At 71.2% G+C, this 15,127-nt stretch carries 13 protein-coding genes and 1 pseudogene; 7 read left to right on the top strand and 7 right to left on the bottom strand.

Going from position 1 to position 15,127, the window contains the following annotated elements:
• The 3 genes and pseudogenes from ACFHNC_RS06805 to hutU form a co-directional block, all read right to left on the bottom strand.
• Positions 1-612, bottom strand: a pseudogene (locus ACFHNC_RS06805) (imidazolonepropionase); the annotation flags it as partial.
• Positions 609-2,084 carry a histidine ammonia-lyase gene (hutH, locus tag ACFHNC_RS06810; protein ID WP_437168470.1) on the bottom strand — a complete coding sequence of 492 codons (1,476 nt, stop codon included), beginning with the start codon at positions 2,082-2,084 and terminating at the stop codon, positions 609-611. The gene hutH and the pseudogene ACFHNC_RS06805, both read right to left, overlap by 4 nt.
• Complete coding sequence (hutU, locus tag ACFHNC_RS06815; protein WP_437168471.1) at positions 2,081-3,751, bottom strand: urocanate hydratase; 1,671 nt, start codon at positions 3,749-3,751, stop codon at positions 2,081-2,083. Before hutU ends, hutH begins: the two co-directional genes overlap by 4 nt.
• A 64-nt stretch (positions 3,752-3,815) precedes the next feature.
• On the opposite strand from hutU, the gene ACFHNC_RS06820 reads away from it, so the two are divergent.
• Genes ACFHNC_RS06820 through ACFHNC_RS06835 form a run of 4 tightly spaced genes read left to right on the top strand, consistent with a single transcriptional unit; the run spans position 3,816 to position 7,492 of the window.
• Positions 3,816-4,541: a UTRA domain-containing protein gene (locus tag ACFHNC_RS06820; protein WP_437168472.1), complete on the top strand. Its 726-nt coding sequence runs from the start codon at positions 3,816-3,818 to the stop codon at positions 4,539-4,541.
• Positions 4,538-5,902 carry a formimidoylglutamate deiminase gene (locus ACFHNC_RS06825; RefSeq protein WP_437168473.1) on the top strand — a complete coding sequence of 455 codons (1,365 nt, stop codon included), beginning with the start codon at positions 4,538-4,540 and terminating at the stop codon, positions 5,900-5,902. The genes ACFHNC_RS06820 and ACFHNC_RS06825 overlap by 4 nt, the downstream gene beginning before the upstream one ends.
• On the top strand, positions 5,899-6,654 hold the full coding sequence (locus ACFHNC_RS06830; RefSeq protein ID WP_437168474.1) for an SDR family NAD(P)-dependent oxidoreductase: 756 nt from the start codon (positions 5,899-5,901) through the stop codon (positions 6,652-6,654). The genes ACFHNC_RS06825 and ACFHNC_RS06830 overlap by 4 nt, the downstream gene beginning before the upstream one ends.
• A 1-nt stretch (position 6,655) precedes the next feature.
• Positions 6,656-7,492 (top strand): GNAT family N-acetyltransferase, encoded by an 837-nt coding sequence (locus ACFHNC_RS06835; RefSeq protein WP_437168475.1) that lies wholly within the window; start codon positions 6,656-6,658, stop codon positions 7,490-7,492.
• Here ACFHNC_RS06835 and ACFHNC_RS06840 read toward each other — a convergent pair.
• From ACFHNC_RS06840 to ACFHNC_RS06850, 3 genes are read right to left on the bottom strand one after another with little or no spacing between them, the layout of a single operon-like run.
• A complete protein-coding gene (locus ACFHNC_RS06840; RefSeq protein WP_437168476.1) occupies positions 7,470-8,576 on the bottom strand; it encodes a site-2 protease family protein in 1,107 nt (368 codons plus the stop codon). The two genes, ACFHNC_RS06835 and ACFHNC_RS06840, sit on opposite strands and share 23 nt — an antisense overlap.
• Positions 8,577-8,584: 8 nt before the next feature.
• On the bottom strand, positions 8,585-9,106 hold the full coding sequence (locus ACFHNC_RS06845) for a lipocalin family protein (RefSeq protein ID WP_437168477.1): 522 nt from the start codon (positions 9,104-9,106) through the stop codon (positions 8,585-8,587).
• Positions 9,103-10,008: a polysaccharide deacetylase family protein gene (locus ACFHNC_RS06850; protein ID WP_437168478.1), complete on the bottom strand. Its 906-nt coding sequence runs from the start codon at positions 10,006-10,008 to the stop codon at positions 9,103-9,105. The genes ACFHNC_RS06845 and ACFHNC_RS06850 overlap by 4 nt, the downstream gene beginning before the upstream one ends.
• 85 nt (positions 10,009-10,093) lie before the next feature.
• Here ACFHNC_RS06850 and cydD point away from each other — a divergent pair, with 85 nt between their 5' ends.
• The 3 genes from cydD to ACFHNC_RS06865 are packed head-to-tail and all read left to right on the top strand — an operon-like array spanning position 10,094 to position 14,004.
• On the top strand, positions 10,094-11,803 hold the full coding sequence (cydD, locus tag ACFHNC_RS06855) for a thiol reductant ABC exporter subunit CydD (protein WP_437168479.1): 1,710 nt from the start codon (positions 10,094-10,096) through the stop codon (positions 11,801-11,803).
• A gap of 53 nt (positions 11,804-11,856) precedes the next feature.
• Positions 11,857-13,512 carry a thiol reductant ABC exporter subunit CydC gene (gene cydC, locus ACFHNC_RS06860; RefSeq protein ID WP_437168480.1) on the top strand — a complete coding sequence of 552 codons (1,656 nt, stop codon included), beginning with the start codon at positions 11,857-11,859 and terminating at the stop codon, positions 13,510-13,512.
• A 21-nt stretch (positions 13,513-13,533) separates the two neighbouring features.
• Positions 13,534-14,004, top strand: a complete 471-nt coding sequence (locus ACFHNC_RS06865) for a cupin domain-containing protein (RefSeq protein ID WP_437168481.1) — start codon at positions 13,534-13,536, stop codon at positions 14,002-14,004.
• 4 nt (positions 14,005-14,008) lie between these two features.
• On the opposite strand, the gene ACFHNC_RS06870 is transcribed toward ACFHNC_RS06865, so the two are convergent.
• The gene (locus tag ACFHNC_RS06870) at positions 14,009-15,085 is read right to left on the bottom strand and encodes an asparaginase (RefSeq protein ID WP_437168482.1); all 1,077 of its coding nucleotides are present in this window, start codon (positions 15,083-15,085) and stop codon (positions 14,009-14,011) included.
• Positions 15,086-15,127: the final 42 nt, after the last annotated feature.

The raw sequence follows: 15,127 nt of genomic DNA on the forward strand, positions 1-15,127 counted from the left end.
GCCCTCGGCCGCGATGGCGGGCAGGATGTCATCGGCCACATGCCGCGCGAATTCGGCGGTGCGGCCGGCGAATTCCGGCGGCGTCGCATGGGCGGCGAGCAGGCTGGTCTGCAGCGACACATTCCGCAGCCCGGGCAGGCGCCGCGCGGCGCGCAGCATGCGGGCTTCGGTGGCCAGGTCCAGGCCGTAGCCGGACTTCACCTCGATTGTGGTGACGCCCTCGCCCAAAAGCTGGTCGAGGCGGGGCAGGGCGGCCTGCACCAGCGCATCCTCGGAGGCTTCGCGCGTGGCGCGGACGGTGGACAGGATGCCGCCACCGGCCTTGGCGATCGCCTCATAACTTGCGCCTTCCAGCCGCATCTCGAATTCACGCGCGCGGTCGCCGGCATGGATCAGGTGGGTGTGGCAGTCGACCAGCCCGGGCAGGATCCAGGCGCCGTCGCAGGCTGTGGTGGTGGTGGCGTCCCCCGGCAGATCGGCACGCCGGCCGACCCAGGCGATGCGGCCATCCTTGGCGGCAATCGCGCCATCCTCGATCACGCCGAGCGGGTCGCCCGCCTGCGGGACCATCGTGCAGAGATGGGCGTCGGTCCAGACGCGGTCGAAGATCATGCGGGCAGCTCCACCAGCCGGGCGATGGCGCCATTCTGCACGAGCAGGCGCACCGCTTCCATGTCGGGGGCCATGAACCGATCCGCATCCCAGGGCGCCGCCACGCCGCGCACCAACCCATGCGCCGCTTCCAGTGGGGCGGAGGTTGTCAGCGGCCGATGGAATTCCAGACCCTGCGCGGCGCAGAGCAACTCGATGGAGAGGATGGACGAAAGATTCTCCGCCATCTCCCCCAGCCGCAGCGCCGCGCCGGTGGCCATGCTGACATGGTCTTCCTGGTTGGCGCTGGTCGGCAGGCTGTCCACGCTGCGCGGCGTGGCGAGGGCGCGGTTTTCCGCCACCAGCGCGGCGGCGGTGACCTGGGCGATCATGAAGCCGGAATGCAGCCCGCCCTCCGCCACAAGGAAGGCCGGCAGGCCGGACAGCACCGGGTCCACCAGCAAGGCGATGCGACGCTCGCTGATGGCGCCAAGCTCGGCCAAAGCGAGGGCGATGGTATCGGCGGCGAAGGCCACCGGCTCCGCATGGAAATTGCCGCCCGAGAGAATGTCACCATCCGCCATCACCAGCGGATTGTCGGTGACGGCATTGGCCTCCCGCTGCAAGACCATCGCCGCATGGTCCAGCAGATCGAGGCAGGCGCCGGCGACCTGAGGCTGGCAACGCAGGGAGTAGGGGTCCTGCACGCGTGTATCACCCTCCCGGTGGCTGTCGCGGATGGCGCTGCCGGCCATCAGCCCGCGCAGCGCCGCGGCGCAGCGAATTTGGCCCGGCTGGCCGCGCAGCGCGTGGATGCGCGCATCGAAGGGCGTATCCGATCCGCGCGCGGCATCGACGCTGAGCGCGCCGGCGACCAGCGAGGTGTGCAGCAGATCCTGGGCCGCGAACAGATTGACCAGGGCGATCGCGGTGGAAACCTGCGTGCCGTTCAGCAGCGCCAGGCCCTCCTTCGGCCCCAGGGTGAGGGGCTTAATTCCTGCCGCACCACCCGGCCGGCGCCCGCCATTCAAGAACACCTCGCCTTCGCCGACGAGCACCAGCGCGCAATGCGCCAGCGGTGCCAGGTCGCCGGAGGCGCCCACCGAACCCTTGGCGGGGATCACCGGCAGCGCATTCGTGGCCAGCAGTTCTGCCAGCGCCTCCACCACCGCCACCCGCACGCCCGATGCGCCGCGCGACAAGGACAGCGCCTTCAGCGCCAGCACCAGCCGCACCACGGGCGCGGGCAAGGGCGCCCCGGTGCCGGCGGCGTGGCTGCGCAGCAGGTTGAGCTGCAACTGCGCCAGCTTGTCCGGCGCGATGCGGGTGGAGGCGAGCTTGCCGAAACCCGTGTTGACGCCATAGATCGGGCCATCCTCCGCCAGCCGCGCGGCCAGCGTGGCGGCGCCCTGTTCGGTGGCCTCGCGCCAGCCTTCCGGCAGATCGAAGCGCGCGCCCTCCATCACGGCGCGCAGGGCGGGCAGATCGATCATCGGAGAATCCCCGGCAGGTCGAGGCCCTTTTCGCGGGCGCAGTCCAATGCAATGTCATAGCCCGCATCGGCGTGGCGCATCACGCCCGTCGCCGGGTCGTTCCACAGCACGCGTGCCAGGCGCCGCGCGGCGGCTTCCGTGCCATCGGCCACGATCACCATGCCGGCATGCTGCGAAAACCCCATGCCGACGCCGCCACCATGATGCAGCGAAACCCAGGTGGCGCCGGAGGCCGTGTTCAGTAGGGCGTTCAACAAGGGCCAGTCGGAGACGGCGTCCGATCCATCGCGCATCGCCTCCGTCTCCCGGTTCGGGGAGGCGACGGAGCCGGAATCCAGATGGTCGCGGCCGATGACGATGGGGCCGATCTCACCGCGCGCCACCATCTCATTGAACGCCAGGCCGAGCCGGTCCCGCTGGCCGAGGCCGACCCAGCAGATGCGCGCCGGCAGCCCCTGGAAGGCTATTCTTTCACGCGCCATGTCGAGCCAGCGGTGCAGATGCGGGTCGTCCGGAATCAGCTCCTTTACCTTCGCATCCGTGCGGCGAATATCCTCCGGATCACCCGAGAGCGCCGCCCAGCGGAAGGGGCCGACGCCGCGGCAGAACAGGGGCCGGATATAGGCGGGGACGAAACCCGGAAAGTCGAAGGCATTGGCGAGGCCTTCTTCCTTCGCCATCTGCCGGATGTTGTTGCCGTAATCCATCACGATGGCGCCGCGCGTCTGGAAGTCCAGCATCGCCTGGACATGCGCCACCATGGAATCCTTCGCGGCGGCCGCGACCGCGGCCGGATCACTCTCCCGCATCGATTGCCACTGGGCCAGCGACCAGCCGGCGGGCAGGTAGCCATTCGCCGGGTCATGCGCGCTGGTCTGGTCGGTGACGATATCCGGCACCACGCCGCGCCGCACCAATTCAGGAAACACCTCCGCCGCGTTGCCGAGCAGGCCGACGCTGATGGCGCGTTTTTCGGCACAGGCTTCGCGGATCATCGCCAGCGCGGTGTCGAGATCATCGGCCTTGTGATCGAGATACTTCGTCTCCAGCCGCTTCTCGATCGAGGAAGGCTGGCATTCCACCGCCAGCACGCAGGCCCCCGCGAACACGCCGGCCAGCGGCTGCGCCCCGCCCATGCCGCCCAGCCCACCCGTCAGGATCCAGCGCCCCGCCAGGTCGCCGCCGAAATGCTGGCGGCCGGCTTCCGCGAAGGTCTCGTAGGTGCCCTGCACGATTCCCTGGCTACCGATATAGATCCAAGACCCTGCGGTCATCTGGCCGTACATCATCAGCCCCTTGCGATCGAGCTCGGAAAAATGCTCCCAGGTGGCCCAGCGCGGCACCAGGTTGGAGTTTGCGATCAGCACGCGCGGCGCGTCGGCATGGGTGCGGAACACGCCGACCGGCTTGCCGGATTGCACCAGCAGGGTCTGGTCCTCTTCCAGCCGTTTCAGCGTGGCGACGATGCGCTCATAGCTGTCCCAGTCCCGCGCGGCGCGGCCGATGCCGCCATAGACGACCAGCTCGCCCGGCTTCTCCGCCACCTCGTCATCCAGGTTGTTCATCAGCATCCGCATCGCCGCCTCCGTGGTCCAATGGCGGCAGGTGATCTCCAGCCCGCGCGGGCTGCGGATGGCGGGGGCGTTGCGGCGGCGCGGATCGGTCATGCGGGTCTCTCCGAGGCTTGCTTCAGCATTGCGGGGTGGGCGCGTTATGTCTAGACATAATCGCATGACCCGCCACGCTGCCATCCGCGCCCAGATCGAGGCGCGCATCCTCTCCGGCGCGCTGCGCCCCGGCGACCGCCTGCCATCGGAGGTGGAGCTGGTGGCGGAGCACGGCGTGGCGCGGATGACGGCGAGCCGGGCGCTGGCGGATCTCGTCGCCGCCGGCCTGGTGGTGCGCCGCCGCAAGGCCGGCAGCTTCGTGGCGGAACCGCGCGCGGAGGAAACGCTGCTCGGCATCCCCGATTTGCGCGCGACCATCGGCCCCGGCCATCGCCATGCGGTGCTGTCCCGCACCCTGCGCGTCGCCACGGCGGAAGACCGCGCCCGCCTCGGCGCGCTGCCGCGTCGCGCGCGCGTGCTGGCGCTGACGGTGCGGCACGAGGCGGGCGGGATCGCCGCGGCGCTGGAGGACCGCCTCATCAGCCTGCACGCCGTGCCGGAAGCGCGGGGCGAGACCTTCACCACGCTGCCGCCCGGATCCTGGCTGCTGGACCGCGTGCCCTGGACGGAGGCCGAGCACCGCATCCGCGCCGTCCCCGCCGATGCCGCCACCGCGTCCCAGCTCGGCATCGCGGAGGGCGCCGCCTGCCTGGTGCTGGATCGCCGTAGTTGGCGGGGCGAGGAGGCGGTCACCGCCGTGCGCCTGACCTATCCCGGCGACCGCCACGCCTTCACCGGCCGGTCACGACCATTGCGCGATCCGCCACAACAGGGCATGCGGGAAACATGACGCGATCCTTCCTCGCCACCACCGCGCTGCTGCCGCAAGGCTGGGCGCGGGATGTGCTGATCGAGGCCGATGCCGCCGGCTTCATCGCCGCCGTCACGCCAGGCGCCGCGCCGCTTGGCACCACGCGCCGCCTGGCCGGTGCCGTGCTACCCGGCATGCCGAACCTGCACTCCCACGCCTTCCAGCGCGCCATGGCCGGCGGCGCGGAACGACGCAGCCCGATGGGGCAGGACAGTTTCTGGACCTGGCGGGAGACGATGTACCGCTTCGTCGGCCGTTTCACGCCGGAGGATGCGGAGACCGTCGCCGCGCAATTGCATGTCGAATTGCTGGAACACGGCTTTTCGAGTTTGTGCGAGTTCCACTACCTGCATCACCAGCCGGACGGCACGCCCTATGCCGACCGCGCCGAGATGGCGCGGCGCAACATCATGGCGGCGCGGCGGACCGGCATCGGGCTGACCATGCTGCCCAGCCTGTATCGCCATGGCGGCATTTTTGGCGTGGCGCCGCATGAGGGGCAGCGGCGCTTCCTGAACGACCTGGACCGCTTCCTCGCCATCGTCGAGGCGGCGCGCGCCGCCATCGGCGACGACCCGCAGATGGCGCTCGGCCTGGCGCCGCATTCACTGCGCGCGGTCACGCCCGAAATGCTGCGCGGCATCCAGGATTTCGCCGGCCCCATCCATATCCATGCGGCAGAACAGCCGAAGGAAGTGGCGGAGTGCCTCGCCGCCACCGGCGCGCGCCCCGTGCGCTGGCTGCTGGACAATGCGCCGCTGGATGCACGCTGGGTGCTGATCCATGCGACGCACATGGACCCCTCCGAGATCGAGGATCTGGCCCGCTCGGGCGCCGTGGCCGGGCTGTGCCCGAGCACGGAAGCCTCGCTCGGCGATGGCACCTTCGCGCTGCCCGGCTACCTCGCCGCCGGCGGCCGCTTCGGCATCGGCACGGACAGCCATGTCGGCACCGCGCCGCGGGATGAGCTGCGCCAGTTGGAAACCAGCCAGCGCCTGCGCGATCATTCCCGAGCTGTCGCCACGGGCGACCAGAACCCGCATCCCGGCCGCGCGCTGTTCGATGCCGCGCTTGCCGGTGGCGCACAGGCGAGCGGCCGCAGGCTCGGCGCCATCGCGCCCGGCATGCGCGCCGATTTCATCGAACTTGACACGCGCCACCCGACGCTGGTGGGTCGCGAAAACGATGCCTTGCTGGATGCCTGGGTGTTCAGCGGCCAGTCCAACCCCGTGAAGACCACCGTGGTCGGCGGGCGCGCGGTGGTGGAGGCGGGGCGGCACATCCACAGCCTCGCCATCGGCGAAGAATTCAGCGCGGCGATGCGGAGGCTTCTGGCATGAGCGGTCAATTGGCAGGCCAGGTGGCCATCATCACCGGCGGCAGCCGCGGCATCGGGCGGGCCATCGCGCTGCTATTCGCGCGTGAGGGTGCGGATATCGCCTTCTGCCACCTGGATGATGACGAAGGCGCCGCCCCCGTCGTCGCGCAGATCGAGGCGCTGGGCCGCCGCGCCCTGGCCGCCTCGGTCGATGTCGCGGATCTGCCGGCGCTGCGCGGCTTCATCGCGCAGGCGGAGGCCACGCTCGGCCCCTGCAACATCCTGGTGAATAATGCCGGGCTGAACATCCGCGGCGCCATCAGCACGATCACGGAGGAGATGTTCGACCGGGTGATGAACGTCCACGTCAAGGCGAGCTTCTTCGCGGCGCAAGCGGTGTGGGACGGCATGGCCGCGCGCGGCCGCGGCCGCATCATCACCACGGCGAGCCAGCTTGGCCTCAAGGGCGCGCCCAACATCGTGCCCTATTGCATGGCCAAGGCCGCACTCATCGGCTTCACCCGCGCGCTGGGGTATGAGGGGGCGCCGAAGGGCATCCTGGTGAATGCTATCGCGCCGGGTCCGGTCGCCACCGACCTCACCGCGCAGCTTGGCCCCGAATGGGCGGCACGCATCGGTGCCGCGCTGCCGATCGGCCGCGTTGGCCAGCCGGAGGAGATTGCGGCGGCGGCTCTGCTGCTGGCCTCCTCGCCAGGGGGGGATTTCTTTGTCGGCGCGACGCTGTCGCCCAATGGCGGGGACATCATGCACTGATATGGCCAAGCTCATCACGCTCGACGCGGCACAGGCCGCGACCGCCATCGAATGGGCTGCCGCCGAGGGCTGGAATCCCGGCCTTGCGGACCTGCCCGGCTTCCTGGCGCAGGATGCCGGCCTGTTCCTGGGTGTCGAAGATCAGGGCGCGCTGCTCAGCGTCATCGCCGCCACGCGCTACGGTGCGGATTTCGGCTTCATCGGCTTCTACATCGCGCGGCCGGATCTGCGCGGGCAGGGGCATGGCATAGCGGTGTGGCGCGCCGGCATGGCGCAGCTTGCGGGCCGGCTGGTCGGGCTGGATGGCGTGGTGGCGCAGCAGGACAATTACCGGAAGTCGGGCTTTGCCCTGGCCTGGAACAACATCCGCTTCGGCGGCGTGCCGCTGCGCCCGCCCGCGCCGGCACAGGGCATCGTGCCCGCCGCCGATGTTCCCTTCGCCGCGCTGGCAGCACTCGATTGCAGCGTGTTCCCGGCCGCCCGTGAAACCTTCCTGCGCGCCTGGATCGCCCAACCGGGCCATGTCGCCCTGGCCCATGTAACGGATGGCACCGTCACCGGCTTCGGCGTGATCCGCCCGGCGCGGGAAGGGCACAAGATTGGCCCCCTGGTCGCCGAAACCCCGGCGGTTGCGCAGGCGCTGGCCGCCGCGCTGCTGGCGCGCGTTCCGGATGGCCCGGTCTTCCTCGATGTGCCGGAGCCGCATCGCGCTGCCGTGGCGCTGGCCGAATCGCTCGGCCTGACGCCGGGCTTCGAGACGGCACGGATGTACACCGGCGCCGCGCCGGAGATCCGCGCGGAACGCCTGTTCGGCGTTACCAGCTTCGAGCTGGGGTAGCCCGCGCCCCGGCGCGGGCGGTCTCCAGCATCAGCATCTCGCCCAGGTTTTCATGCGTCAGCACGCCGATCAGGCGGCCCGCCGCATCCACCACGCCCACCGGCCCCGCGGCCTCCTGCATCACGCGCAGCGCGTCCTCCAGCGGCGCGCGGTGGGCCACCACCGGCACCTCGCGGCGCATCGCCTCCAGCACCGGCGAATCCGGACCATTCTGTTGCAGGGCGCGCACCAGGTCGCTGCGGGTCAGGATGCCGCGCAGCCGGCCACCGCCATCCACCACCGGGAAATCGGTCTGCGCCGTGCGGATCAGCAGCTCCGCCGCATCGGTGATGCGGGCCGTGACGGGCAGGCTTTCGAAGCGGGTGATCATGGCGTCCTCCGCCCGCATGCCACGCGACAATTCCCGCATCTGCACCGACTGCGCCTCCGCCTGCGCGCCGAGCCAGACGAACAGGGCCACGAACACCACCAGCGGCGCCCCGTTCAACAACCCGATCAGACCCAGCGCGAAGGCCAGCGCCTGGCCGATTCCGGCGGCGAGGTCCGTCGCCCGCCGGGCACCGAGGCGCATGGACAGCAGGGCCCGCAGCACCCGCCCGCCATCCATCGGAAAGGCTGGCAGCAGGTTGAAAACGGTCAGCGTGACATTCACCCAGAACAGCCGCGCCAGCAGGCCATGCGCCGGATCCTGCAGGCCGGCCATGACCGCCACCGCCGGCACCTCGCCCAGGGCGAGGAACAGCAGCAACGCGATCACCACATTCACCGCCGGCCCGGCCAGCGCCACCACCAGCTCCTCGGAGGGCTTTTCCGGCATGCGTTCCAGCCGGGCGACCCCGCCGATCGGCAGCAGGGTGATGTCGGGCGTGCGCACGCCGTAGCGGCGGGCGGCGGCGACATGGCCGAATTCATGCAGCACCACGCAGCCGAACAGCAGGCAGATGAACACCACCCCCTGCACCGCCGCTTCCATGCCCCCCTGCATGCCATGCGCCGCCCCGATCCAGGCCAGCAGCAGCAGGAAGGTCAGATGCAGCCGTATCTCGGTACCGGCGATGCGGCCGAGCGGGATGGACCAGGACATGGGCGGGCTTACTCCTGCGGCGTGGGGCGCAGCCGGCTGATCTCGAACCCCTGTCCGGCGGCGGTGATCACCGCCTCGGCATAGTCACCCGGCGCCAGTTCCGGACGGCGGGCCAGCACCCACAGATAGTCACGCCCGGGCGCCCCCACCACCGCCCAACGATAGGAAGGATCCAGCCCGATCACCCAGTAATCGCCGTGGAAGGGCCAGAAGAAGGTCACGCGCAGCTTCGCGTTGCCGCTATCCGGCACGACATTGGCGTGGCCCTCCGCAACCCGCGCCGTGCCATCCGTACCGCGGCAGCGATTGACCACGCCGATGCTGCCATCCGGGCGCGGCGTGTAGGTCGCGGTGGTGTGGGTGCAGCCGCGGGCGCTGTCCTGGAAGCTGTTGGGAATGCGCGCGATCTCGAACCAGGTGCCGGCATAGCGGGACAGGTCCACCTGCGGCACGGTGGCCACCGGCGGGCGCTCGGGGGTGGTGGCGCAGGCCCCGAGGGCCAGCACCGCCAGAAGCAGAAGGCGCCTCATGCCACCCACTCCGAACCCGGCACCACGCCGGGCGGCAGCGCCGCCACATGGTCGTGGATGGCGCCCGCGGTGGTGATCCAGATGGCGTCCCGATGCTGCGCGATCTCCGCCAGCGCCCGGCGCAGATGCCGCATCCGGTGCGGCTGGCCGATGATGTAGGGATGCAGCGCGATGCCCATGACCTGCGCCAAGCCGTCCTGCGTCTGCAGCAGGCGTTCATGGAAATCATCTAGGATCATGTCGGCGAAGGCCGCAGCGCCATCCTTGCGGGCGACCACGGCGGGGATGTCGTTCACCTCCTGCGGGTAGGGCATGGCAAGCAGTTTCCCCGCGCGGGTGCGCATCCAGATCGGCGCGTCATCGGCGCACCAGTTCATGGTGTAGGCATAGCCGGCCTCCGCCAGCAGGTCCGGCGTCGCGCGGCTCTCGGCGATCCAGGGGCTGAGCCAGCCGCGCGGCGGGGTGACTTCATGCCGGGTGATGGCGGCGGTCGACTCGGCGATCAACTTGGCCTCCTCGGCCTCGGGCAGGGTGGATTGGCGTTCGGAATTGGTGCGGCCGTGACCGGCCATCTCATCCCCCCGGGCGCGGTGCGCGGCCAGCAAATCCGGCGCGTAGTCATACATGGCGCTGTTCACCAGTACCGTCGCGGGCAGGTGCAGTTCGTCCAGCAACTGCAACAACCGCCAGGCGCCGACTCGGTTGCCGTAGTCCCGCCAGGCAAAGTTCATCACATCCGGCTGCGGCCCACCGGGCGCGAGTTCCGCACCCAGCCCCTCACCAAAGGCGAAATGCTCCAGATTGACGCCGAGATACACCGCCAGCGTCGCCCCCCCGGGCCAAGCATAAGGCGTGCGCCCGCGCCAGGCGGCGTAGTCGTAGCGTCCATGGGTGGGCAGCATCGGGGTCTCCGGCCTCGCGTTCCGGCAGGTTGGGGATTTCGCACCACAGGACAAGCCCGAAGCGCCGGAGAGGCATCACGGGGTGATGACCGGCCGCGCCGGCTGGCCTATTCTCCGCCGCGACATGCCAAGGGCGAGACCAGGGGGAGATGCGGCGTCCGCGCTGCTGCAGCGCGAGGCGCGGGCGGCACGCGGGCGGTTGCGCGTGCCGGTGGGCCTCGGCGTGGCGCAGGTGGCGGTGGGCATCGCCCAGGCCTGGCTGATCGCCGGGCTGATCGCCACCCTGTTGGGCTTCGGCGAGTCCGGCTGGCCGGCGCTGGGTGCCGTGGCGGCGCTGGCGGTGCTCTCGGCCAGCCTCGGCATGACGCAGGAACGCGCGCTGCTGGCAGCCGGAGAGGCCGCGAAGGCCCGGCTGCGCGGCGCCGCCTTCGAGCGCCTGCTGGCCCAAGGGGCAGAGGATGGCCGCGGCGTCGGCGATCGTGCCGCGCTGGTGGTGGACCGGATCGAGGCGCTGGAGGGTTTTCTCACCCGCTGGCTGCCCGCCGCCGCCATGGCCATCGCCGGGCCGCTGCTGGTGGTGGGCGCCGCCTTCACCGTGGATGCGACCAGCGGCGCCATCCTGCTGGTGGCGGCGCTGCTGGTTCCCGTGGCCATGGCCGTCACCGGCATCGGCGCGGCGCAGGCGAGCAAGCGCCAATTCGCTGCGCTCGATTCGCTCTCCGGCCGCTTCCTGGACCGCATGCGCGGCCTGCCCACCCTGGTGCTGTTCCGGCAGCAGGAGGCGGAGGCGCGGGCGCTGGGCCGGGCGGCGGAAGATTTGCGCCAGCGCACCATGCGCGTGCTGCGCGTGGCCTTCCTGTCCTCCGCTTCGATGGAGGCGCTGGCCGCCGGTGCCATCGCCTGCCTCGCCATCCGCCACGGCGCCATCCTCGGCCAGAACCATCCTGACCCGGCTGGCGCCATCTTCTGCCTGCTGCTGGTGCCGGCGCTGTTCACACCGCTGCGCGCCTTCTCCCAAGCCTATCACGAGCGCATGGCCGCCCGCGGCGCCGCCGTCGAACTCGCCCCGCTGCTGGAGGTGGAGGTGCCGGATGGCCTGAAGCTGGAGGAGATGCCGGCCCGCCTGGTGGTCAGCTTCCAGGATGTGCGGCTGAGCTACGACCCGACCCGCCCGCCGGCCCTGGACGGGCTGAGTTTCCGCGCCTTGCCGGGGGAGACCCTGGTGCTGGCCGGTCCCTCCGGCGCCGGCAAATCCTCCATCCTGCGGCTGCTGATGGGCTTCCGGCGGCCGGATGCGGGGCGGATTTCGCTGAACGGGCAGGACGCGACCAAGCTGGCCCCGGCCGAGCTGCGTCGCCTGTCTTCCTATGTCGGCCAGCGGGCGCATCTGTTCCGTGGCACGATCCGGGAGAATATCGCCCTGGCCCGCCCCGGCGCCACGGCGGCGGAGGTGGAGGCCGCGGCCACCGCCGCGCGCGTCGCCGATTTCGCCAAGGCGCTGCCGCAGGGGCTGGAGACTCTGGTGGGGGAGGGCGGTTTCGGCCTGTCCGGCGGCCAGGCGCAGCGCGTTGCCATCGCCCGCGCCTTCCTGCGCGACACGCCGCTGGTGCTGCTGGATGAGCCGACCGCGCATCTGGACCCGGGCACGGAGGCGGAGGTTCTGGACAGCCTGCGCCGCCTCTGCACCGGCCGCACCGCGCTTGTCGCCAGCCATTCCCGGGCGGCGCAGCGGCTCGGCCGGGTGCTGGAGATCGAGGGCGGCCGCGTGCCCGGGCCACGGATGGCGGGCGAATGACCCCGTCCGATGACGGGAGGGGCGAAGGCCCCGGAGGTCTGAATCGGCCGGGCATGGCCTCCGATCTGCTCCGCGTGCTGCGCCTGTGGCATGGCCGCGCCGGCTGGCTGCTGGCGGGGCTCGCCATGGCCTGTGCTGCGGCGCTGGCGGGGCTGGCTTTGCTCGGCTTGGCCGGGCGCGGGGTGGCGGAGGGGGTGACGCAGGCGGCGGTGTTTGCCGGCGGTGGCGCGGCGCTGATCTGGCTGCGGCCGGTCATCATCCTGCGCCCCATCTTCCGCTATCTGGAGCGGCTGGTGACCCACGCCGCCACCTTCCGCGCCCTGGCCGATACCCGCATCTGGTTCTTCCGAAGGCTGGCCGAGCGCCTGCCGGCGGGCCTCGGCTTCCGGCGCGCGGGGGATTTGCTCGGGCGGCTGGTCTCGGACATCGATGCGCTGGACCGGGTGTATCTCGGCGCCGTGGTGCCAGGCGTGGCGGGCGTGGCGGCTGTGCTGGCGATCGCGCTGGTGCTGGGTGCGCTGGACCCGGCGCTGGCCGCGCTGGTGGCGCTGCCGCTGGCGCTAGCCCTGCTGCTGCCGCCGCTGCTGGCGCCAGGTGCGGCCGCCGCCGGGCAGCGCGTGGCGGAAAGCCAGGGCGCGCTGCGCGCCGCCGTGGTCGATCCGCTGACCGGCATCGAGGATACGTTGGCCGCCGGCGCCGAACCCCGCGCCACCGCGCGCGTCGCCGCCGAGGGCGCCCAGCTTGCCGCCGCGCAGCGCGCCCTGGCGCGGCGTGGCGCCTGGGGCGGTACGGCCGGCGCGCTGCTGACCCAGGCGGCGCTGCTGGGCGCGCTCGGCTATGGGCTGGCAATGGGGCAGGAGGGTGTGGCGGCGGCCGTGCTCGGCCTGTTCCTGGCGATCGCGGCCGGGGAGGCGCTGGGGTTGATGCCGCGTGCCGGCGCCGCGCTCGCCGCCGCCGGTGCCAGCGCCCGCCGGCTGTTCGAGGCCGCCGACCAGGCGCCGCCCGTTGCCGAACCCAGCACCCCCGCGGCCATGCCGAAGGGTCATGCCATCCGAATCCGCGACCTGCGCTTCACCTGGGCGCCCGACCGTGCGGCGGTGTTCGATGGGCTGGATCTGGACGTGCCGGAGGGGGCGCGGATTGCGCTGCTCGGCCCGTCCGGCATTGGCAAATCCACCCTGACCTCGCTGCTGCTGAAGCTGGCGGCGCCGCAATCGGGCAGCATCACCCTTGGCGGCGTGGATATCGCCACCCTGCCGGCGGATGCGGTGCGGTCGCGCATCGCCTGCCTGACCCAGGATGCCCGCCTGTTCGACGACAGCATCGAGGCCAACCTCCGCCTCGGCCGGCCGGAGGCGGAGGAGGTGGCGCTATGGCAGGCGCTGGACCGCGCCGGAATCGGCGAGCTGGTCCGCAGCCTGCCGGAGGGGCTTGCCACCCGCTGCGGCGAGGCGGGCGCCCGCTTCTCCGGCGGTCAGGCGCGGCGCCTGGTGCTGGCTCGTGCCCTGTTGTCCGAGGCGCCGGTGCTGATCCTGGACGAGCCGGCAGCGGGTCTGGACCCTGATACGGAGCGCGCCTTCCTGGAAACCCTGGGCGAGGCGACGGCCGGGCGCAGCGTCATCCTGATCGTTCACCGCCTGGTCGGCGTGGAGCGGCCAACGCGCATCCTGCGGCTGGCGGCAGGGCGCGCCATGCCGGCTATGGGGTGAGACAAAGGCAAGGAGGCACCGATGACAGCGGCCATACCCTTCAACCCGCTCGACCTGCCCGAAAGCAACGCCACCACCTACCCCGAACCACACGCCGCCGCGGCCCGGCGTCGCTGGAACCGCAAGCTGGGCGATGCGGCCGGGCTGACGCAGTTCGGGGTGAACCTGACGCGCATCGCGCCCGGCGGCCAATCCTCCCAGCGCCACTGGCATTTGAAGGAGGATGAGTTCGTCTGTGTGCTGGAGGGCGCGCCGGTGCTGCACACCGATGCCGGGGAACAGGTGCTGCGCCCCGGCACCTGCACCGGCTTTCCGGCCGGCCACGGCGATGGCCATTGCCTGATCAACCGCGGCGACCGCGACGTGCTGCTGCTGGTGGTCGGCAGCAGGATGACGGGGGAGGTCGTGACCTACCCCGACATCGACATGCACATCGCCCCCGGCGCCGATGGCGTGCGTCGCTTCACACGGAAGGACGGCACGCCCTTCTGACGTCTCAGAAGAAGGCTTCCTTTACGCCGCCCAGCCAGAAGCCGAGCGTCGCCTTGGTCTCCGTGGTCGGGACTGGCTTTTCGAAGACGATCTCCGTGCCGCCGACCAGGGCACCGGTGCTGTCGGTGATCGGGTCGACCGCGGCATCGATCAGCGCCTCCGCCTCCGCCGTCGGCATCACGTCGAAATGGCCGAGCACGCGGGCCAGCACGCCGTATTTCGCCCGCGAGGATCCGTCAGCGATCTTGATGCAGATGCCCAGGCCCCGTTCCGGCACGATGGCCAGCACGAAACCCTCCGCGCCGCCCTTCACCACCACGCGCCCACCGGTCGCCCGGACGATGCGGGAGGTGGCGTTGTCGAGGCCCGAGACATGGTCGGGGAAGGCCGCCATGGCGCCCAGCACCCGCTTCGCCGCCGCGCGCCGCGTCGCATTGCCGGAATAGCCGAGGCCGAGGCGGGCGGCGGCCGTGGCCAGGCTCCGCATCGGCATCGCCAGCGCCGGCAGGCCGCAGCCGTCGCGGCCGGTGGGCAGCGCCGCGGCGTCGCGGCCCATGTAGTCGGACAGGATGTCAAGATACAGCTTCTGCGCCGGATGCGCCGCATCGCCGTAATTGAGGCCGGCGCCGAGGTGCTTCGCCACCGTCAGGAAGCCGCAATGCTTGCCGGAGCAATTGTGGAAGATGCGGCGCGGCCCGCCCTCGGCGAAGGCGGTCGCCTGGTCCGCCTCCCGCCGCGGCAGGGCCGGGCCGCAGACCAGCGCATCCTCGGTCAGGCCGAGGCGGCCGAGCCAGTCGCCGACCAGGCCGGTCTGGAAGGGTTGTGCGTCATGGGAGGCGCAGGCCATGGCGATGTGTTCGTCGCTGAGGCCATAGGCATCCGCCGCGCCACTCTCGACCAGGGCCATCGCCTGGAACGGCTTGAGCGAGGAGCGGGGGAAGGTCATCAGACCTGCATCGCCCCAGCTTCCTACCAGACGGCCTTCGAAATTCGCCACCACCACGGTGCCGCGGTGTACGCTTTCCACCAGCGGGCCACGCCAGATCCGCGCGAGCTCGACGAAATCGGTGCCGTCCGTCATGTATATTTCCTCCTCAGACCATCCTTGCTTTCTGAGGGTGAA

Source organism: Falsiroseomonas sp. E2-1-a4 (genome assembly GCF_051433165.1).
Classification (GTDB): domain Bacteria; phylum Pseudomonadota; class Alphaproteobacteria; order Acetobacterales; family Acetobacteraceae; genus Falsiroseomonas.